Here is a 20,343-nt window from a genome sequence, read left to right as displayed (position 1 = left end):
TAAGAGTCACAGATTCGACCTTCCGGGCTAACGATTGTTCTGTGGAGAAAATGTCCAGAAGCGGATAAAAAACTCCTGAACAACGTGGGAGTTTCAGATTACTGGCACAGAGTGCCGGATGCGGAGTGAACGCCTTATCCGGCCTACAAAAGCACGCAAATTCAATATATTGCAGAGATTGCGTAGGCCTGATAAGCGTAGCGCATCAGGCAATTTTGCGTTCAAACTCCCGGACAAGCCGGGAGTTTGGAGTAGGTTATTCCCACTCTTGCAGGAAACGCTGACCGTACTGGTCAGCTACCAGCAGTGCGGCGTAAACCTGATCTGGCGTCGCGCCGCCAGGCATGTTGTGGATGGTTTCACCTTCTGCACAAGATGCTTTTGCAACAATGCGCATTTTCGCCGGGACATCTTCTTTAATATCCAGTTGAGCGAGAGTTATTGGCAAACCTACCGCATGGCTAAGTGCAGCTACGGTTTCGATTTCCTCCACCGGCGCGTTTTCCAGTACCAGCTGCGTCAGCGTACCAAATGCCACTTTTTCACCGTGATAATAGTGATGCGCGTCCGGGATAGCGGTCAGGCCGTTATGCACCGCGTGAGCCGCCGCTTTCAAAACCAACGCCGCTCAAATAGGTGTTCGCTTCAATCACGCGCTCCAGCGCCGGGGTTACTACATGCTGTTCGGCGGCAAGCATCGCTTTTTCGCCTTCTTCCAGCAGGGTGTTGTAGCACAGTTCAGCCAGTGCCAGCGCCGCCTGGGTGCACTTGCCGCCCGCCATGGTGGTCGCGCCGCTACGAGAGCAAGCACGCGCTTCAAACCAGGTTGCCAGCGCATCGCCGATACCCGCTGCTAACAGACGTGCAGGTGCGCCCGCGACGATTTTGGTGTCGACAATGACCATATTCGGGTTATTTGGCAACAGCAGATAGCGGTCAAACTCACCCTCATCGGTGTAGATAACAGACAATGCGCTGCACGGTGCATCGGTAGAGGCGATAGTCGGTGCGATCGCTACCGGAACACCCATGAAATGTGCCAGTGCTTTGGCAGTATCGAGGGTTTTTCCGCCACCGATACCGAGAATTGCGCCACACTGCGCAGTCTCCGCGATGCCACGCAGACGGTCGATCTCATTTTGCGAACATTCACCGCCAAACGGCGTAATTTCTACTACCAGTCCAGCATCTTTAAAGCTTTTCTCGACAGTGGATTGAGCAAAACCTAAAACAAATTTGTCACCCACCACTAACCAGCGTTCTGCCAGCGGCTTCAGGTATTCGCCCAGACGATTAATCACATCAGCGCCCTGGATGTATTTACCCGGTGATTGAATAATGCGGTCCATAATTGCTCCTTTAGAGATGAGTAGTGCCAAATGCGGCATTCCAGTCGTGTTCGAACTTCTCTATAGCTGACTCTACTGCAGGGGTGTTGAGCATTTGTTGCGCTACATCTAAGGGCAGGGTGATGGATTCACATCCTGCCAGTAAACAGTCCAGCGCCTGACACGGCGTTTTAAAGCTGGCTGCCAGCACCATGCTTTCTGGCGCGTGCATTTCTAACAGCGTTTGCAGCTCCTGAACCGTACGAATGCCGTCCCCGCCCTGGGCATCTACGCGGTTAACATACGGAGCAACGTATTTTGCCCCTGCCAGTGCGGCTAATAACCCTTCTGCGGCGCTATATACAGCGGTGCCAAGTGTAGTAATACCCTCTTTTTTCAGTATTTTAATTGCTGCCAGACCTTCGGAAGTCACCGGGATTTTCACCACAATACCCGGAATAGCGTCGCGCAGGCGCTTCGCTTCTTCCACCATCCCCTGCGCGTCGCGGCTCATGGTCTGAGCAAACAGAATGCCCTCATCACCAATCGCTTTTTGCAGACGCGGCAGCACTTCCCAGATGGACTCCTTGCTGGCAGCGATAATGCTCGGGTTAGTTGTCACCCCGGCAATCGGGAATATGCGTGCCAGACGTTCGACTTCTGCGACGTTAGCGGTGTCCAGATACAGTTCCATGATGTTTCCTTTTACAGTTCCAGTTCATGTTGCAGCAGGCTGGCGATAGCGTCGGCAGAGGCGGCGTTAACCAGCGCGTTACGGAATTCTTCGTGCATGATGCGGCGAGCGAGGCGCGAGAAAATGCGCATGTGCTGATCGCCCGCAGCGTGTTTGTTCAGGGTTAACATAATGATGAATTGCGCTTCATCATCGCCCCAGCGCACCGGCGCTTGCAGACGCGCCACGCTGATGGTGGATTGCTCAATGTGTTCTGATTTGCTGTGTGGAATGGCAAAACTAAAGCCCAGACCGGTAGAGAAAACGGCCTCGCGCGCCCATAAGTCGGCTTCCAGTTTACGCGGATAGCGGCAGCGGCCCGCCAGCAGCAGGTTATCGGTCATGCCTTTGAGCACTTCTTCTTTGCTGCGCCAGTCACTTTCCAGCGTGATGCACTCGGCGGTGACCAGCGGTGCGTCCTGTTGGGTCATGCGGAATTGCGCCAGCAGGTGTTCCACTTCCAGCGAAGTACGGCAGGCCATTGCCTGGTTGAGCAACTTGCGGCACTCACGGCTATCAAGTTGCGCCATCCGCGCTTTCGCCGCCGGAATTGATGGTGCGCTCATGCTGAGTTCATCCAGCCCTAAGCCGACCAGCAACGGCAGCACGGAACCTTTCGCTCCCAGCTCACCGCACAGACCAATCCATTTACCCTGGCGATGCACCGCCTGCACGGCGTAATCGAGCGCCCGCAAGAATGCCGGATTCAGGCTGTTGTAGTGACGAGTAACCTTAGCGTTATCGCGATCCACTGCCAGCAGATATTGCGTCAGGTCATTACTACCAATACTAAAGAAATCAATCTCTTCGCAGCATTGATCGATGATGAACATCACCGACGGCACTTCCAGCATAATGCCGAGCTGGATCTTCTCATCAAACGGAATGTGTTCGTTACGTAGTTGCTGTTTGGCTTCTGCCAGTTTTTCTTTCACCCATAAGATCTCTTCCATTGAGGAGATCATCGGGATCATGATTTTCAGGCTGCCGTGAGCGGAGGCGCGCAGGATCGAGCGTAGTTGTGTGGTAAATAACGACGCGTATTCTTCATAAATACGCACGGCGCGATAACCGAGGAACGGGTTTGCCTCTGCGGGAATGTTTAGATAATCAACGGGTTTGTCGCCGCCAATGTCCATAGTGCGCACAATAATGCTGCGTCCGTTGGCAGACTCCAGCGCCTGACAAAAAATGTTGTACAGCTCGCTTTCGCCCGGTGCACTGGTGCGATCCATATAGAGCATTTCAGTGCGGAACAAACCAACGCCTTCCGCACCATTGCCGAATGCGGCCTGCGCTTCCACGGAGTGAGCGATGTTAGCGGCAATTTCAATGCGGATACCGTCAGCGGTACGGGCTTGTTGGGTCAGCCAGACACGCTGTTGCTCACGCAGGGCGTCCTGTACGCGGGCTTCTTGCTGATAATAACGAGCTACGGCTTCTCCTGGCTCAACCACAATCGCCCCGGCGTTGCCGTCGATATAAATCGTTTGATGCTGCCACGGAGTGAGGGCATCAATATCCACACCAACCAGCGTCGGAATGTTGAACGAACGGGCAAGGATCACCGTATGTGAGGTGGTGCCGCCGCTTTTCAGTAACAATCCTTTGAGGTGATTTTTATCCAGTTCGAGGAACTGGCTGGGGGTCAGTTCATCAGCCATACAAATGGCGGACTGCGTCAGTTTGCCCGGTGCCGGGAAGCGTTGCTCACCGTAGATTTGCTGGAGTAACTGGAAGCAGACGTCGCGTACGTCCAGGGCACGTTCTTGCAGGTATCTGCTGCTGGAACGGGCGAACTCTTCGCAAAAGTGATTCGCACTGGCGACAATCGCTTCGGCGCAGCTTAATCCGGCGCTGACTCCTGCCAGTAAATGTTCGTGCAGGGAAGTATCGCCAGCCAGGGATCGGTGCGCTTCCAGAATCGCGCTGGTAGCACCGTCGCTATCCAGCAGACGAAACTCAATGTTTTTCAGTACCAGCGTCAGGCCGTTTTCCAGTGCGGATTGCTCGGCGTCAACGTCTTTGGCTGCGGGAAGATTACTCAGCGCATTGAGATCTAAAGAAGAGATCGGCGTCAGAATGCCGCCTGCACTACCGCTGCACACGGTGCGGACGCGGATAATTTGCGGATTCAGATTGGTCAGTGAAACCGGCAGTGGTTCCAGTTCGTCAGATTTAACTTCCGCCAGCGGCGCATCGCAGTGGGGGAATTCATCGCGCAGCCATTGGCTTAAACGCTGGTGCCCTTCCTGTTCGTCGGCCCCGGAAATCAGTAGCTGGCAGTTATCACCCACCAGCGTATCGGTGCCAATCAGCGCCAGAGCGCTTTTGGCGTTGCCTTTACGGTCAGTACGCAGGTTATGCCACTCAATTTGAGATGAAAAAGTATTACACAGCGTTTCAACGTGGCTTGCCGGACGCGCATGTACGCCGTTAGGTAGCTCACAAATAAATTCCACAATCAGGGCCATTGCCTTTCTCCCGGTACGGTTTTCTGTTTACAGGATAAGAGCGCACGGTAACGGCCTGCCATGTGACAAATCTGCCAAAAGCTGGACAAATGTAATGTAACCGTCAATTTGCGACGCGTCTCACAAGACGCCGTTTTGCGGCATGCTTCCGGATTATCGCAAGTTATGAGGCGGATCGCATTTTTGTACTGATATTACAAAAGTCCAGTAAATGGCCTTTTTATCCACTGTTTGCTCCGCCTGCGATTGCCTATTGTTTCCTCCATCAAAAATATGGACATGGGCTTTTGCAAGCCCGGGAGCAGCTTATGAATGAGTTGGTGCAGATCCTGAAAAATACCCGTCAGCATTTAATGACGGGCGTTTCACACATGATTCCCTTCGTGGTATCGGGCGGTATTTTGCTGGCGGTTTCCGTCATGTTGTATGGCAAAGGCGCAGTGCCGGATGCCGTAGCCGATCCGAATTTGAAAAAACTGTTTGATATTGGCGTTGCAGGTTTGACGCTGATGGTGCCTTTCCTCGCCGCTTACATTGGTTACTCCATTGCAGAGCGTTCTGCGCTGGCTCCGTGCGCTATCGGTGCCTGGGTTGGTAACAGCTTTGGTGCGGGCTTCTTTGGTGCGCTGATCGCCGGGATTATCGGCGGCATCGTGGTGCATTACCTGAAGAAAATTCCGGTGCATAAAGTTCTGCGCTCGGTGATGCCCATCTTCATTATTCCTATCATCGGCACACTGATTACCGCAGGCATCATGATGTGGGGCTTGGGCGAGCCTGTAGGGGCGTTGACCAACAGCCTGACTCAGTGGCTTCAGGGGATGCAGCAGGGCAGCATTGTTATGCTGGCGGTGATCATGGGGCTGATGCTGGCGTTCGATATGGGCGGTCCGGTTAACAAAGTGGCCTATGCCTTCATGCTGATTTGCGTTGCTCAGGGTGTTTATACCGTGGTGGCCATTGCTGCCGTGGGTATTTGTATCCCGCCGCTGGGGATGGGGCTGGCGACGCTGATTGGTCGTAAAAATTTCTCCGCAGAAGAGCGCGAAACCGGCAAAGCGGCACTGGTGATGGGCTGTGTTGGCGTTACTGAAGGGGCGATTCCTTTCGCCGCTGCCGATCCGCTGCGTGTCATTCCTTCCATTATGGTCGGTTCAGTTTGTGGTGCAGTAACTGCGGCGCTGGTCGGTGCGCAGTGCTATGCAGGCTGGGGTGGTCTGATTGTGCTGCCGGTGGTTGAAGGTAAGTTGGGTTATATCGCAGCAGTGGCTGTCGGAGCAGTGGTGACGGCTGTTTGTGTGAACGTGCTGAAAAGTCTGGCGCGTAAAAATGGGTCTTCGACTGATGAAAAAGAAGACGACCTGGATTTGGATTTTGAAATTAATTAATTGAGGAACGAGCCATGACGAAAATTATTGCAGTAACCGCATGTCCTTCAGGTGTTGCCCATACCTATATGGTAGCAGAGGCGCTGGAAAGTGCCGCGAAAGCGAAAGGCTGGGAAGTGAAAGTAGAAACCCAGGGGTCAATTGGTCTGGAAAATGAACTGACTGCGGAAGACGTGGCGAGCGCTGATATGGTGATTCTGACCAAAGATATCGGCATCAAGTTTGAAGAGCGTTTTGCTGGCAAGACCATCGTGCGCGTCAACATCAGCGATGCAGTAAAACGTGCTGACGCCATTATGAGCAAAATTGAAGCTCACCTGGCGCAAACCGCTTAAGTTCTTCTCCCGCTCGCAAGGGCGGGTTCGCTTTCTCACAGGAGTTCCTCATGACGAATCGTATCTCTCGCCTCAAAACTGCACTGTTTGCCAATACCCGTGAAATCTCGCTGGAGCGGGCGCTGCTTTATACCGCCAGCCATCGGCAAACCGAAGGCGAACCGGTGATATTGCGCCGGGCGAAAGCAACAGCGTATATCCTTGAACATGTTGAAATTTCGATTCGTGATGAAGAACTGATTGCCGGTAACCGCACCGTAAAACCGCGCGCCGGGATTATGTCGCCGGAAATGGACCCTTACTGGCTGCTGAAAGAGCTGGATCAATTCCCGACGCGTCCGCAGGACCGCTTTGCTATCAGCGAAGAAGATAAACGTATCTACCGTGAAGAGTTGTTCCCGTACTGGGAAAAACGTTCGATGAAAGATTTCATCAACGGGCAGATGACAGATGAAGTAAAAGCCGCGACCAACACGCAGATTTTCAGCATCAACCAGACGGATAAAGGCCAGGGGCACATTATTATTGATTACCCACGCCTGTTGAATCACGGTCTGGGTGAGCTGGTGGCACAGATGCAGCAACATTGTCAGCAACAGCCGGAGAATCACTTTTATCAGGCCGCGTTGTTACTGCTGGAAGCCTCGCAGAAACACATTTTGCGTTACGCCGAACTGGCGGAAACGATGGCGGCAAACTGCACAGATGCCCAGCGTCGCGAAGAGCTGCTGACTATTGCGGAGATCTCCCGCCATAACGCGCAACATAAGCCGCAGACGTTCTGGCAGGCGTGCCAGTTATTCTGGTACATGAACATCATTCTGCAATACGAATCCAACGCCAGTTCGCTGTCTTTAGGGCGCTTCGACCAGTATATGTTGCCGTTCTATCAGGCATCTTTAACCCAGGGCGAAGATCCGGCGTTCCTGAAAGAACTGCTCGAATCTTTATGGGTGAAATGCAACGACATCGTGCTGTTGCGCTCCACCAGTAGCGCGCGTTATTTCGCCGGTTTCCCGACCGGCTATACCGCACTGCTCGGCGGGTTAACCGAGAACGGACGTAGCGCGGTGAACGTGCTTTCGTTCCTTTGCCTTGACGCCTATCAAAGCGTGCAATTACCGCAACCGAACCTCGGCGTGCGCACTAACGCCTTGATCGACACGCCGTTCCTGATGAAAACCGCCGAAACCATTCGCCTCGGCACCGGTATTCCGCAAATCTTTAACGATGAAGTGGTGGTGCCAGCGTTCCTCAACCGTGGCGTTTCGCTGGAAGATGCGCGCGACTATTCCGTAGTGGGCTGTGTGGAATTATCTATTCCCGGCAGAACCTACGGCTTGCATGACATCGCGATGTTTAATCTGCTGAAAGTGATGGAAATCTGCCTGCATGAAAATGAAGGCAATGCTGCGCTGACTTATGAAGGTTTACTGGAGCAGATCCGCGCCAAGATCAGCCACTACATCACCCTGATGGTTGAGGGCAGCAATATTTGTGATATCGGCCATCGCGACTGGGCACCTGTACCGCTGCTCTCGTCTTTTATCAGCGATTGTCTGGAAAAAGGTCGCGATATTACCGATGGCGGCGCGCGTTATAACTTCTCCGGCGTACAGGGAATTGGTATCGCCAACCTGAGCGATTCTCTCCATGCGTTGAAAGGGATGGTTTTTGAGCAACAGCGTTTAAGTTTTGACGAATTGCTGTCGGTATTAAAAGCCAACTTTGCAACGCCAGAAGGCGAAAAAGTCCGCGCTCGCTTAATTAACCGCTTTGAGAAATACGGTAACGATATCGACGAGGTGGATAACATTAGCGCCGAACTGTTGCGCCACTACTGCAAAGAAGTGGAAAAATACCAGAACCCGCGCGGCGGTTACTTCACGCCGGGATCGTATACCGTTTCTGCTCACGTTCCGTTGGGATCGGTGGTTGGCGCGACGCCAGACGGTCGTTTTGCCGGGGAACAACTGGCAGACGGCGGCTTGTCACCTATGCTGGGTCAGGACGCACAAGGGCCAACGGCGGTACTGAAGTCAGTCAGTAAGCTCGATAATACGCTGCTGTCTAACGGTACGTTGCTGAACGTGAAATTCACTCCGGCGACCCTGGAAGGTGAAGCGGGATTACGCAAACTGGCCGACTTCTTACGGGTGTTTACCCAGCTTAAGTTGCAGCATATTCAGTTTAACGTGGTGAACGCCGACACGTTGCGGGAAGCGCAACAGCGCCCACAAGATTATGCCGGGCTGGTGGTGCGCGTTGCTGGATACAGCGCCTTCTTTGTCGAACTGTCGAAGGAGATCCAGGATGACATCATCCGCCGGACAGCGCATCAGCTGTAACGTTGTGGAAACGCGCCGCGATGATGTGGCGCGCATTTTCAACATTCAGCGTTATTCACTGAATGACGGCGAGGGCATTCGTACGGTGGTCTTTTTTAAAGGCTGTCCGCATCTTTGCCCGTGGTGTGCTAATCCGGAGTCGATCTCCGGCAAAATCCAGACGGTACGCAGAGAGGCGAAATGTCTGCACTGTGCGAAATGTTTGCGTGATGCGGATGAATGCCCCTCCGGGGCGTTTGAACGGATTGGTCGCGATATCAGCCTTGACGCTCTGGAACGGGAAGTGATGAAAGATGACATTTTCTTTCGCACGTCCGGCGGCGGCGTCACGCTTTCTGGCGGCGAAGTGTTAATGCAGGCGGAGTTTGCTACCCGTTTTTTACAGCGACTGCGGCTGTGGGGTGTCTCATGCGCCATTGAAACTGCCGGAGACGCGCCAGCAAGCAAGCTGTTACCGCTGGCGAAATTGTGCGATGAAGTGCTGTTCGATTTAAAAATTATGGACGCGACTCAGGCGCGGGATGTGGTGAAGATGAACCTGCCACGCGTGCTGGAGAATCTGCGTTTGCTGGTGAGTGAGGGTGTCAACGTGATCCCGCGTTTACCGTTGATCCCTGGTTTCACGCTCAGCCGGGAGAATATGCAGCAGGCGCTGGATGTACTGATCCCGCTGAAAATCAGGCAGATCCATCTGTTACCGTTTCATCAGTACGGCGAACCGAAATACCGCCTGCTGGGGAAAACATGGTCGATGAAAGAGGTGCCTGCGCCGTCGTCAGCCGATGTGACAACGATGCGCGAAATGGCAGAACGGGCCGGATTTCAGGTTACCGTGGGAGGTTAAAATGGCATACCTGGTGGCAGTAACCGCCTGCGTAAGCGGCGTGGCGCATACTTATATGGCGGCGGAACGGCTGGAAAAGTTGTGCCAGTTAGAGAAGTGGGGCGTCAGCATTGAAACTCAGGGCGCGCTGGGAACGGAGAATCGTTTAGCGGACGAGGATATCCGTCGGGCGGATGTTGCTCTGTTGATTACGGATATCGAGCTTGCCGGTGCCGAGCGATTTGAACATTGCCGCTATGTGCAATGCAGCATCTACGCATTCCTGCGTGAGCCGCAGCGGGTAATGAGCGCGGTGCGCAAAGTGCTTTCTGCGCCGCAGCAAACCCATCTTATTCTGGAGTAGTCGGTTTTTCTGTCAGTTGGCTGTGGTACTGCCGGCGATATTCCGACGGCGAGTGTTCGGTGTTTTTACGAAACAGACGGCAGAAGTAGTTGCTGTCGACAAAGCCGCAGGCGTGCGCCACTTCTTTTACCTTCAGGTCATAGCCTTTCAATAACGTCTTAGCGTGCTCCAGTCGCGTGTGATTCAGGTATTCGTTAAAACCAATGGCCCCCGTTTTTTGAAACAGGTGCGAGAGATAGTTTGGTGAAATATAGAATGCCTGTGCGACAGATTCGCGGGTAAGCGCGGAGGCATAGCGTTCGTCGATATAATCGCGAATAGCTTCAAATAGTGCCTGGCTGCGTGAGGCGGTCTGGATTTGGCTGCCGCGCAAATCGCGGCAGTGGCTAAGCAGGCTGGCTACGATAAGCCTTGCCGTTTGCTGCTCCTGCGGCTGCATTTGCATTTCATTGAGCGTTTGTAGCAGAAAAGAACCTATGCGTGGGCCGCGTCGGGCGACGTGTTGCTTCGCCAGATTTTGATATTGTTTGCCATCCCATTGCACGACGCTGAAGCCGAGTTGCTGTTTGCCAAACAGCACGCTAAAGGTGGTAGCGGGTGTTTTCCATTGTGGGAAATTCCAGCCACCAGCGGCAACGTACAGCACATCGCCGGGAACTAACGTTGCTCCAGCGCCGGTATCAACAAACTCACCTTCCAGCACAATTTCCAGCCGTGGAAAATCGACCTGATACGCAAGATCGGGCACCGGGCCGTTACTGCTGGCAAAGTAAATCTGGCGCAGGGACAGCGGGCCGTTGATCAGGCGGGAGAGCAAATAGCTGACGTCGTGATACATGTTATTCCCTTAGGTATGTAGACGGGAAAACAGTAACTGGCATTATTAAAAAAGGCCACCTGAAAAGTGTGGCCTGAGGGGAGTTCGATGTAAACATTGCGGCAGTATCGCATCCGGCAAATAGCGCCAGACGCTATACAAAGGTCATCTACTGATTACCCACCTGATCGCCATACGGCAGAGTGTCGTAATCGATCAGCGCGTTTTTCTTGTACGGGTTACCAATCCAGCGGGTAGTTTCTTTGAACTGCGGATTCACCACTGAACGGGTTGGATCGTAACCGTCGTAAGATAAGCCCGCCAAATCTGACCAGGTGTGGATCAGTTCCGCCAGGCTGTATTTACGATCGACATCCTGTGAGAAATCACGGGGATGAGTCGCTTGCCATTTTTCCGACGTCCACAGCAGGAACGGAATGGTGTACATGTGGCGCGTCGGGTTGTCTTCGTTACGCCCCTGAGTTTTGTGCGGCGGCGTGTCGTAAACCTCTTCACCGTGGTCAGAGAAGTAAACCAGGAATCCGTTCGGGTCTGCCGCTTTAAAGTCTTTAATCAGGCTGGCAACCACATGATCGTTATACAGGTTAGCGTTGTCATAATCGTTATATGATTCCAGCTCTTCTGCGCTTAATCCTGGAGGAACATGATCGGTATTGCCATCAAACTTGCCCTGATTTTCCGGGTAGCGGTATTTGTATTTGATATGCGTACCCAGCAGATGAACGATGATCAGTTTCTTCGGCGCAGGGTCATTCAGCACATCCTGGAACGGCTTCAGCACGTTGGTGTCGTATTCACGCGCACTCTGCGTACGTTGCTGGTTCATGTAGTACTGCTTGTCGGTCTGGCGCGAAAATACCGTCAGCATGGTATTGCGGGCGGTCATCGTCTGCTGGTTGGTGATCCAGAAGGTTTTATAACCCGCCTGTTTCATCATGTTCATCAGCGACGGCTGCGTCAGATACAGATCCGGGTTCTTTTCATTGGCAAAGGTCAGCGCCTGTTGCAGGATTTCAATGGTGTACGGACGAGACGTAACTACGTTATTAAACACGGTCAGATTCGGATCGGTTTTATGCAGCGCATCCAGCTCCGGCGTGGTTTCACGCGGATAACCGTACAGACTCATGCGTCCGCGCTGGGTCGACTCGCCAATCACCAGCACTAAAGTGCGCGGTTCGTTACCCGATTCATCTTTGAAATTAGCCAGTGGCGGCAAGGCATTATTTTCATTCAGTAACTTTGTTAGCGAGTTTAGTTGCTGACGATACTGATAATAGCCGGTCAGGAATTGCCACGGTGCGGCAGGCTCCATACGCGAGGCTAGGTTATCCAACGTTTTCTCAAACGGCTTGTTTTTGATAAACGTATTCATGGCGATCGGATGCAGAATCAAGCCATAAAGCAGGGCAAAAGAGACAACATAACGCCACGGCTTTGGAATATAGACCGGGCGCAGGCGTGTCCACAGCAGAACTGCCACCGCCGTATAGGCCAGCGCGATAAGCACAATTTTCAGGCTGAAATACTGGCTTAAATACTCGCTGGCTTCGTTGGTGTTGGTTTCGAACATCACAAACAGAACGCTCTGCGAGAACTCCTGCCCGTAGATGACGTAGTAGCACAGCGCCGCCAGAGAGGCCGTCCATAGCACCACGCCGATCACTGCGGCAATAATTTTAATCCGCTTCGGAAAGAGGAATACCGGGATCAACCACAGCGAGCTGAATAACAGCGAGTCGCGAATGCCGTTGGTGCCACTATAACCACTGATGTAAATAATGGCCTGTAGCAGAGTAGAGAAAAACCAAAAGTAGAGCAGTGCCCAACCCAGGGCTTTCCAGCTAGAAAGGGGTTTAGCCTGGACTTCTGTGGAATGCATAGTAAGAACCTGTCTTGAAAAAAATATCGCCGAATGTAACGACAATTCCTTAAGGATATCTGAAGGTATATTCAGAATTTGAATAAAATGCAGACAGAAATATATTGAAAACGAGGGTGTTAGAACAGAAGTATTTCAGAAAACCCTCGCGCAAAAGCACGAGGGTTTGCAGAAGAGGAAGATTAGCCGGTATTACGCATACCTGCCGCAATCCCGGCAATAGTGACCATTAACGCTTGTTCGACGCGAGGATCCGGTTCCTGGCCTTCTTTTTCTGCCTGGCGGGAGCGGTGCAGCAACTCGGCCTGCAATACGTTCAGCGGGTCGGTGTAAATATTCCGTAGCTGAATAGACTCTGCAATCCACGGCAGATCGGCCATCAGATGGGAATCGTTGGCAATCGCCAGCACCACTTTGATGTCTTCTTCTTGCAGGTTGCGTAACTCTTTACCTAACGGCCACAGTGCTTTGTCTACCAGACGTTGATCATAGTATTCCGCCAACCACAGGTCTGCTTTGGCGAAGACCATCTCCAGCATGCCGAGACGCGTCGAGAAGAATGGCCAATCGCGGCACATGGCTTCCAGCTCGCTCTGTTTGCCATCTTCGACCACTTTTTGCAGCGCCGTACCTGCACCCAGCCAGGCGGGGAGCATCAGGCGGTTTTGCGTCCAGGCAAAAATCCACGGTATGGCGCGCAGCGACTCGACGCCGCCGGTTGGGCGACGTTTCGCCGGACGTGAACCCAACGGCAGTTTGCCCAATTCTTGTTCCGGCGTAGCGGAGCGGAAGTAAGGCACAAAATCTTTGTTTTCACGTACGTAGCCACGGTAGAGATCGCAGGAGATGACTGACAGTTCATCCATAATGCGACGCCAGCTCTCTTTCGGCTCAGGTGGTGGCAGCAGGTTGGCTTCCAGAATCGCCCCGGTGTAAAGCGACAGGCTGCTGACGGTGATTTCTGGCAGACCATATTTAAAGCGGATCATCTCGCCCTGTTCAGTCACGCGCAGGCCACCTTTCAGGCTTCCTGGCGGTTGTGACAGCAGCGCCGCATGGGCAGGTGCGCCGCCGCGACCAATGGAACCGCCGCGACCGTGGAACAACGTCAGCTCAATACCCGCTTTTTCGCAGGTTTTGATTAATGCATCCTGTGCCTGATATTGCGCCCAGGAAGCTGCCATCACGCCCGCATCTTTTGCTGAGTCGGAATAGCCAATCATCACCATCTGTTTGCCCTGAATCAGGCCGCGATACCAGTCGATATTGAGCAGCTGGGTCATGACATCGTTGGCGTTGTTCAGGTCATCGAGGGTTTCAAACAGCGGAGCAACCGGCATCGCAAACCCGATACCCGCTTCTTTCAGCAGCAGGTGGACAGCCAGTACGTCGGACGGCGTTTTCGCCATCGAGATCACGTAGGCGGCAATGGAGCCTTGCGGCGCTTCGGCAATCACCTGGCAGGTATCGAGCACTTCGCGCGTTTCGGCGCTTGGTTGCCAGTTGCGCGGCAGAAGCGGACGTTTGGAGTTCAGTTCGCGGATCAGGAACGCCTGTTTGTCGGCCTCTGACCAGCTTTCGTAGTCGCCGATACCGAGGTAGCGGGTCAGCTCGCCCAGCGCTTCGGTATGGCGGGTGCTCTCCTGACGGATATCAATACGGACCAGCGGTACGCCGAAACATTTCACGCGGCGCAGGGTGTCGAGCAGATCGCCGTTGGCGATAATACCCATGCCACACGCCTGAAGTGACTGGTAGCAAGCGTAGAGCGGTTCCCACAGTTCTTCGTTTTGTGTCAGCAGCCCTTCTGGTTTTGGCAGTTCTTCGCCTTTCAGGCGCGCTTCCAGCCATGCCTGTGTCGCCATCAGGCGAGAACGCAGGTTTTTCATCAGATAGCGATACGGTTCTGCGGCACCTTCTTCGCCAACCAGCGCCAGCAGTTCAGGGGTCGCTTCAACCATCGACAGTTCAGAAACCAGAACCTGAATATCTTTCAGGAACAGATCGGTGGCTTTCCAGCGGCTGAGCAGCAGGACGTGGCGGGTGATATCGGCAGTGACGTTCGGGTTGCCGTCGCGGTCACCGCCCATCCACGAGGTAAAACGTACCGGAACAAATTCGACGGGCAGTTTGTAGTCGAGATTCTCTTCCAGTTGTTCGTTCAGTTCGCGCAGGTAATTCGGTACGCCTTGCCACAGGCTGTTTTCTACTACGGCAAAGCCCCATTTGGCTTCATCTACCGGGCTTGGACGCAGCTTACGGATTTCATCGGTATGCCATGACTGGGCGATCAACTGGTGCAGGCGACGCATCAGCTGGTTGTGTTCGTAGTCAGCGATATCTTTGTTATCGAGCTGTTTTAAACAGGCGTTCACTTCCACCATTTTGTGGATCAGTGTACGACGGGTAATTTCGGTTGGGTGAGCCGTGAGGACCAGTTCCAGCGACAGCGATTCCACTGCTTTTTTGATGGTGTCTTCGCTCAGTTCCGGCTGGTTTTTCAGTTTACGCAGGGTGCGGGCGATCACTTCCGGGTTGCTGGCAGCTTCGCCTTTCGGCGAAATGCTGTGGTATTGCTCGGCGGTGTTGGCCAGGTTCAGGAACTGACTAAACGCACGCGCAACGGGCAGCAGCTCGTCGTTCGACAAATTTTGTAAGGTGGTGAGCAACTCCTGGCGGTTAGCATCATTGCCAGCGCGTGAAGATTTCGACAACTTACGGATAGTTTCTACGCGTTCAAGAATGTGTTCTCCCAACGCATCCTTGATGGTTTCTCCCAGCACTTTGCCGAGCATACTGACATTACTACGCAATGCGGAATATTGTTCGTTCATATTACCCCAGACACCCCATCTTATCGTTTGATAGCCCTGTATCCTTCACGTCGCATTGGCGCGAATATGCTCGGGCTTTGCTTTTCGTCGTCTTTTATAAAGCCACGTAAAAGCGGTGACGTCAAATGCTGCGAAATCGCTTCAGCAAACGAATAAATAGCAGGAATTTACGCCATTAAATTCACGACGCTTTAAATAAGCGTAACTTATGGAAATGTTAAAAAATCGCCATACATAACACCAAAGGTGTAGGTCGGATAAGATGCGCAAGCATCGCATCCGACATTATTGCGGCACCGGAGTTTGGCAACGGTGCCGGATGCGGCGCGAGCGCCTTATCCGGCCTACGTTTTAATGCCAGCAAAAATGGTGAATTACCTGGATAATCAACTCACGGGTGGGTTTAATAAACCGCGTCTCCAGATATTCATCAGGCTGATGAGCTTGATTGATGGAACCCGGACCGAGCACCAGCGTCGGGCATAACGTTTGAATAAACGGCGCTTCGGTACAGTAATTCACCACTTCGGTTTTTGCTCCGAGCAATTTCTCAACCACTTCAACCAGTTGATGATTCGGTGGGCATTCATAGCCAGGGATCGGCGGATGCAGCTCGTCGACCGTCAGACGACCCGGCCAGCGTTCGCTCACCGGAGCCAATGCATCGTTGAGCAAACCATTAAGTTCATTGAGTGTCATGCCAGGCTGCGGACGAATATCCATATGCAACTCACAGCAAGCGCAAATACGGTTAGAAGCGTCGCCACCGTGAATATGCCCGAGGTTGAGCGTAGGGTATGGCACGGTAAATGCTTCGTAGTGATAACGTTCTTTCAGGTTATCGCGCAATTGCAAAATATGCCCGATGGCGTCGTGCATTAGTTCGATAGCGTTAACTCCGCGTGCTGGATCGCTGGAGTGCCCCGACTGGCCCTGAATACGGATGGCGTTAGAGATATGACCTTTATGTGCGCGTACCGGTTGTAGTGACGTCGGTTCGCCAATGATGGCGCAATCCGGGCGCAGGGCGGTAGTTTCGGCAAAATAACGCGCTCCGGCCATACTGGTTTCTTCATCAGCAGTCGCCAGAATGTAGAGCGGTTTTTTCAGTTTCGTGACGTCGACATCGCGTAGCGCATCAAGGATAAACGCAAAAAAGCCTTTCATGTCGGCGGTGCCTAAGCCGTAAAGCTTGCCGTCATGCTCCGTCAGTGTAAACGGATCGCGCGTCCAGCGACCGTCATCAAATGGCACCGTATCGGTATGCCCCGCCAGCAACAAGCCGCCAGCCCCCTGTCCGTAACTGGCCAGCATATTAAATTTGTTGCGAGTTCCTGGAACAGGCTGCACTTCCACATTGAAGCCCAAATCTTTAAACCAGTCCGCCAGCAGAGTGATTAAATCTGCATTGCTTTGATCGAGTGCCTCTTCCGTAGCGCTTATTGAAGGTGTGGCAATCAGAGCGCGGTAAATCTCGATAAATGGCGGTAATTTGTTTTTCATTGTTGACACACCTCTGGTCATGATAGTATCAATATTCATGCAGTATTTATGAATAAAAATACACTAACGTTGAGCGTAATAAAACCCACCAGCCGTAAGGTGAATGTTTTACGTTTAACCTGGCAACCAGACATAAGAAGGTGAATAGCCCCGATGTTGAATACGCTGATTGTGGGTGCCAGCGGCTACGCTGGCGCAGAGCTAGTGACCTATGTAAATCGCCATCCGCATATGAACATAACCGCTTTGACTGTTTCAGCGCAAAGCAATGATGCGGGAAAGTTAATCTCCGATTTGCATCCGCAGCTAAAAGGCATCGTTGAGCTGCCGTTGCAGCCGATGTCGGATATCAGCGAGTTTAGCCCAGGGGTGGACGTAGTGTTTCTCGCCACCGCCCATGAAGTTAGCCACGATTTAGCGCCGCAGTTTCTTGAAGCGGGCTGCGTGGTGTTCGACCTTTCCGGCGCGTTTCGTGTTAACGACGCCACCTTCTATGAAAAATATTACGGCTTTACCCATCAATACCCGGAACTGCTGGAACAGGCAGCCTACGGTCTGGCGGAGTGGTGCGGTAATAAATTAAAAGAAGCGAATTTGATTGCGGTGCCAGGCTGTTATCCGACGGCGGCACAGCTGGCGCTGAAACCGTTGATTGATGCCGATCTTCTTGACCTCAATCAGTGGCCGGTGATCAACGCCACCAGCGGCGTGAGCGGTGCAGGACGTAAGGCAGCGATTTCAAATAGTTTTTGTGAAGTTAGCCTGCAACCGTATGGCGTCTTTACTCATCGCCATCAACCAGAGATCGCCACACACCTCGGTGCTGACGTTATCTTCACCCCACATCTGGGCAATTTCCCGCGCGGCATTCTCGAAACCATTACCTGCCGCCTGAAATCGGGTGTGACCCAGGCGCAAGTCGCGCAAGCGTTACAGCAGGCGTATGCCCATAAACCGCTGGTGCGGCTGTATGACAAAGGCGTTCCGGCGCTGAAAAATGTCGTTGGGCTGCCATTTTGCGATATCGGGTTTGCCGTTCAGGGCGAGCATCTGATTATTGTGGCGACCGAAGACAACTTACTGAAAGGCGCGGCGGCACAAGCGGTACAGTGCGCCAATATTCGTTTCGGCTATGCGGAAACGCAGTCTCTTATTTAAGGGTGCAATGATGAATCCATTAATTATCAAACTGGGCGGCGTACTGCTGGATAGTGAAGAGGCGCTGGAACGTCTGTTTAGCGCATTGGTGAATTATCGTGAGTCACATCAGCGTCCGCTGGTGATTGTGCACGGCGGCGGTTGCGTGGTGGATGAGCTGATGAAAGGGCTGAATCTGCCGGTGAAAAAGAAAAACGGCCTGCGGGTGACGCCTGCTGATCAGATAGACATTATCACCGGAGCACTGGCGGGAACGGCAAATAAAACCCTGTTGGCATGGGCGAAGAAACATCAGATTGCGGCCGTAGGTTTGTTTCTCGGTGACGGCGACAGCGTCAAAGTGACCCAGCTTGATGAAGAGTTAGGTCATGTTGGACTGGCGCAGCCAGGTTCGCCTAAGCTTATCAACTCCTTGCTGGAGAACGGTTATCTGCCGGTGGTCAGCTCCATTGGCGTAACAGACGAAGGGCAACTGATGAACGTCAATGCCGACCAGGCGGCAACGGCGCTGGCGGCAACGCTGGGCGCGGATCTGATTTTGCTCTCCGACGTCAGCGGCATTCTCGACGGCAAAGGGCAACGCATTGCCGAAATGACCGCCGCGAAAGCAGAACAACTGATTGAGCAGGGCATTATTACTGACGGCATGATAGTGAAAGTGAACGCGGCGCTGGATGCGGCCCGCACGCTGGGCCGTCCGGTAGATATCGCTTCTTGGCGTTATGCGGAGCAGCTTCCGGCACTGTTTAACGGTATGCCGATGGGTACGCGGATTTTAGCTTAAGTTTTGTTAGCCGGAGGAGCAGCTTTCCGGCATTGAATTTCAAAATAAGGAAACAGAGTTATGGCACTTTGGGGCGGGCGTTTTACCCAGGCAGCAGATCAACGGTTCAAACAATTCAACGACTCACTGCGCTTTGATTACCGTCTGGCGGAGCAGGATATTGTTGGCTCTGTGGCCTGGTCCAAAGCCTTGGTAACGGTCGGCGTGTTAACCGCAGAAGAGCAGGCGCAACTGGAAGAGGCGCTGAACGTGTTGCTGGAAGATGTTCGCGCCAGGCCACAACAAATCCTTGAAAGCGACGCCGAAGATATCCATAGCTGGGTGGAAGGCAAACTGATCGACAAAGTGGGCCAGTTAGGCAAAAAGCTGCATACCGGGCGTAGCCGTAATGATCAGGTAGCGACTGACCTGAAACTGTGGTGCAAAGATACCGTTAGCGAGTTACTGACGGCTAACCGGCAGCTGCAATCGGCGCTGGTGGAAACCGCACAAAACAATCAGGACGCGGTAATGCCAGGTTACACTCACCTGCAACGCGCCCAGCCGGTGACGTTCGCGCACTGGTGCCTGGCCTATGTTGAGATGCTGGCGCGTGATGAAAGCCGTTTGCAGGATGCGCTTAAGCGTCTGGATGTCAGCCCATTAGGCTGTGGCGCGCTGGCGGGAACGGCCTATGAAATCGACCGTGAACAGTTAGCAGGCTGGCTGGGCTTTGCTTCGGCGACCCGTAACAGTCTGGACAGTGTTTCTGACCGTGACCATGTGTTGGAACTGCTTTCTGCTGCCGCTATCGGCATGGTGCATCTGTCGCGTTTTGCTGAAGATCTGATTTTCTTTAACACCGGCGAAGCGGGGTTTGTGGAGCTTTCGGACCGCGTGACTTCCGGTTCATCATTAATGCCGCAGAAGAAAAACCCGGATGCGCTGGAGCTGATTCGCGGTAAATGCGGCCGGGTGCAGGGTGCGTTAACCGGCATGATGATGACGCTGAAAGGTTTGCCGCTGGCTTACAACAAAGATATGCAGGAAGACAAAGAAGGTCTGTTCGACGCGCTCGATACCTGGCTGGACTGCCTGCATATGGCGGCGCTGGTACTGGACGGCATTCAGGTGAAACGTCCGCGTTGTCAGGAAGCGGCGCAGCAGGGGTATGCGAACGCCACTGAACTGGCGGATTACCTGGTGGCGAAAGGCGTACCTTTCCGCGAGGCGCACCATATTGTGGGTGAAGCGGTGGTGGAAGCCATTCGTCAGGGCAAACCGCTGGAAGATCTGCCACTCAGTGAGTTGCAGAAATTCAGTCAGGTGATTGGCGAAGATGTCTATCCGATTCTGTCGCTACAATCGTGCCTCGAAAAGCGTGCGGCAAAAGGCGGCGTCTCACCGCAGCAGGTGGCGCAGGCGATTGCTTTTGCGCAGGCTCGGTTAGAGTAATTTGTTTATATTGCTCCCCTGAAAATGGGGAGTTTACCACGCCTACAAAGTGCGACACTTCGTAGGCGGATAAGGCGTTTACGCCGCATCAGGCAGAAATTTGTCAGCATTCTGGTG

Annotated in this window: 14 protein-coding genes and 1 pseudogene; 8 read left to right on the top strand and 7 right to left on the bottom strand. The window is 53.2% G+C overall.

The features are described from left to right. Positions 1 to 256: 256 nt before the first annotated feature. From gldA to ptsP, 3 genes and pseudogenes are all read right to left on the bottom strand, one after another. A pseudogene (gene gldA / locus ACUU1I_RS06165) lies at positions 257 to 1,349 on the bottom strand (bifunctional L-1,2-propanediol dehydrogenase/glycerol dehydrogenase). Between the two features lie 10 nt (positions 1,350 to 1,359). Continuing rightward, positions 1,360 to 2,022 carry a fructose-6-phosphate aldolase gene (gene fsa, locus ACUU1I_RS06160; RefSeq protein WP_000424835.1) on the bottom strand — a complete coding sequence of 221 codons (663 nt, stop codon included), beginning with the start codon at positions 2,020 to 2,022 and terminating at the stop codon, positions 1,360 to 1,362. An 11-nt stretch (positions 2,023 to 2,033) separates the two neighbouring features. Beyond that, on the bottom strand, positions 2,034 to 4,535 hold the full coding sequence (gene ptsP / locus ACUU1I_RS06155) for a phosphoenolpyruvate--protein phosphotransferase (protein ID WP_001185161.1): 2,502 nt from the start codon (positions 4,533 to 4,535) through the stop codon (positions 2,034 to 2,036). A gap of 308 nt (positions 4,536 to 4,843) precedes the next feature. On the opposite strand from ptsP, the gene ACUU1I_RS06150 reads away from it, so the two are divergent. The 5 genes from ACUU1I_RS06150 to ACUU1I_RS06130 are packed head-to-tail and all read left to right on the top strand — an operon-like array spanning position 4,844 to position 9,793. After that, the gene (locus ACUU1I_RS06150) at positions 4,844 to 5,923 is read left to right on the top strand and encodes a PTS fructose transporter subunit EIIC (protein ID WP_001004442.1); all 1,080 of its coding nucleotides are present in this window, start codon (positions 4,844 to 4,846) and stop codon (positions 5,921 to 5,923) included. Positions 5,924 to 5,937: 14 nt separating this feature from the next. Further along, positions 5,938 to 6,258: a PTS fructose-like transporter subunit IIB gene (locus ACUU1I_RS06145; RefSeq protein WP_000161274.1), complete on the top strand. Its 321-nt coding sequence runs from the start codon at positions 5,938 to 5,940 to the stop codon at positions 6,256 to 6,258. Between the two features lie 50 nt (positions 6,259 to 6,308). Further along, complete coding sequence (locus tag ACUU1I_RS06140; protein ID WP_000184806.1) at positions 6,309 to 8,606, top strand: formate C-acetyltransferase; 2,298 nt, start codon at positions 6,309 to 6,311, stop codon at positions 8,604 to 8,606. Then, the gene (locus tag ACUU1I_RS06135; protein WP_000204101.1) at positions 8,572 to 9,450 is read left to right on the top strand and encodes a [formate-C-acetyltransferase]-activating enzyme; all 879 of its coding nucleotides are present in this window, start codon (positions 8,572 to 8,574) and stop codon (positions 9,448 to 9,450) included. Before ACUU1I_RS06140 ends, ACUU1I_RS06135 begins: the two co-directional genes overlap by 35 nt. A 1-nt stretch (position 9,451) precedes the next feature. Beyond that, positions 9,452 to 9,793 (top strand): PTS fructose-like transporter subunit IIB, encoded by a 342-nt coding sequence (locus ACUU1I_RS06130; RefSeq protein ID WP_000323849.1) that lies wholly within the window; start codon positions 9,452 to 9,454, stop codon positions 9,791 to 9,793. Here ACUU1I_RS06130 and ACUU1I_RS06125 read toward each other — a convergent pair. From ACUU1I_RS06125 to argE, 4 genes are all read right to left on the bottom strand, one after another. Further along, positions 9,780 to 10,631 (bottom strand): helix-turn-helix transcriptional regulator, encoded by an 852-nt coding sequence (locus ACUU1I_RS06125; RefSeq protein WP_000274626.1) that lies wholly within the window; start codon positions 10,629 to 10,631, stop codon positions 9,780 to 9,782. The two genes, ACUU1I_RS06130 and ACUU1I_RS06125, sit on opposite strands and share 14 nt — an antisense overlap. 148 nt (positions 10,632 to 10,779) lie before the next feature. Beyond that, positions 10,780 to 12,513 carry a phosphoethanolamine transferase CptA gene (locus ACUU1I_RS06120; RefSeq protein WP_000556326.1) on the bottom strand — a complete coding sequence of 578 codons (1,734 nt, stop codon included), beginning with the start codon at positions 12,511 to 12,513 and terminating at the stop codon, positions 10,780 to 10,782. Between the two features lie 182 nt (positions 12,514 to 12,695). Continuing rightward, on the bottom strand, positions 12,696 to 15,347 hold the full coding sequence (gene ppc, locus ACUU1I_RS06115; protein ID WP_001005561.1) for a phosphoenolpyruvate carboxylase: 2,652 nt from the start codon (positions 15,345 to 15,347) through the stop codon (positions 12,696 to 12,698). Positions 15,348 to 15,698: 351 nt separating this feature from the next. Then, positions 15,699 to 16,850 (bottom strand): acetylornithine deacetylase, encoded by a 1,152-nt coding sequence (gene argE / locus ACUU1I_RS06110; RefSeq protein WP_005071452.1) that lies wholly within the window; start codon positions 16,848 to 16,850, stop codon positions 15,699 to 15,701. Positions 16,851 to 17,003: 153 nt separating this feature from the next. Here argE and argC point away from each other — a divergent pair, with 153 nt between their 5' ends. Genes argC through argH form a run of 3 tightly spaced genes read left to right on the top strand, consistent with a single transcriptional unit; the run spans position 17,004 to position 20,226 of the window. After that, positions 17,004 to 18,008: an N-acetyl-gamma-glutamyl-phosphate reductase gene (gene argC / locus ACUU1I_RS06105; protein ID WP_000935388.1), complete on the top strand. Its 1,005-nt coding sequence runs from the start codon at positions 17,004 to 17,006 to the stop codon at positions 18,006 to 18,008. 7 nt (positions 18,009 to 18,015) lie between these two features. Next, complete coding sequence (argB, locus tag ACUU1I_RS06100; RefSeq protein ID WP_077696320.1) at positions 18,016 to 18,792, top strand: acetylglutamate kinase; 777 nt, start codon at positions 18,016 to 18,018, stop codon at positions 18,790 to 18,792. A gap of 60 nt (positions 18,793 to 18,852) precedes the next feature. Further along, positions 18,853 to 20,226, top strand: coding sequence for an argininosuccinate lyase (gene argH, locus ACUU1I_RS06095; RefSeq protein WP_001230091.1), 1,374 nt, complete (start codon positions 18,853 to 18,855; stop codon positions 20,224 to 20,226). Positions 20,227 to 20,343: the final 117 nt, after the last annotated feature.

The sequence above is a fragment of the Shigella sp. SIG3 genome (assembly GCF_053555855.1).
The sequence above is the reverse complement of the archived record's forward strand: the minus strand, read 5'-3'. Positions and strand labels throughout refer to the sequence as shown.

Excerpts from the sequence above, each read along its gene's own strand:
- fsa (WP_000424835.1), bottom strand. The coding sequence starts at position 2,022 with ATGGAACTGTATCTGGACACCGCTAACGTCGCAGAAGTCGAACGTCTG.
- ptsP (WP_001185161.1), bottom strand. The coding sequence starts at position 4,535 with ATGGCCCTGATTGTGGAATTTATTTGTGAGCTACCTAACGGCGTACAT.
- ACUU1I_RS06150 (WP_001004442.1), top strand. The coding sequence starts at position 4,844 with ATGAATGAGTTGGTGCAGATCCTGAAAAATACCCGTCAGCATTTAATG.
- ACUU1I_RS06145 (WP_000161274.1), top strand. The coding sequence starts at position 5,938 with ATGACGAAAATTATTGCAGTAACCGCATGTCCTTCAGGTGTTGCCCAT.
- ACUU1I_RS06140 (WP_000184806.1), top strand. The coding sequence starts at position 6,309 with ATGACGAATCGTATCTCTCGCCTCAAAACTGCACTGTTTGCCAATACC.
- ACUU1I_RS06135 (WP_000204101.1), top strand. The coding sequence starts at position 8,572 with ATGACATCATCCGCCGGACAGCGCATCAGCTGTAACGTTGTGGAAACG.
- ACUU1I_RS06130 (WP_000323849.1), top strand. The coding sequence starts at position 9,452 with ATGGCATACCTGGTGGCAGTAACCGCCTGCGTAAGCGGCGTGGCGCAT.
- ACUU1I_RS06125 (WP_000274626.1), bottom strand. The coding sequence starts at position 10,631 with ATGTATCACGACGTCAGCTATTTGCTCTCCCGCCTGATCAACGGCCCG.
- ACUU1I_RS06120 (WP_000556326.1), bottom strand. The coding sequence starts at position 12,513 with ATGCATTCCACAGAAGTCCAGGCTAAACCCCTTTCTAGCTGGAAAGCC.
- ppc (WP_001005561.1), bottom strand. The coding sequence starts at position 15,347 with ATGAACGAACAATATTCCGCATTGCGTAGTAATGTCAGTATGCTCGGC.
- argE (WP_005071452.1), bottom strand. The coding sequence starts at position 16,850 with ATGAAAAACAAATTACCGCCATTTATCGAGATTTACCGCGCTCTGATT.
- argC (WP_000935388.1), top strand. The coding sequence starts at position 17,004 with ATGTTGAATACGCTGATTGTGGGTGCCAGCGGCTACGCTGGCGCAGAG.
- argB (WP_077696320.1), top strand. The coding sequence starts at position 18,016 with ATGATGAATCCATTAATTATCAAACTGGGCGGCGTACTGCTGGATAGT.
- argH (WP_001230091.1), top strand. The coding sequence starts at position 18,853 with ATGGCACTTTGGGGCGGGCGTTTTACCCAGGCAGCAGATCAACGGTTC.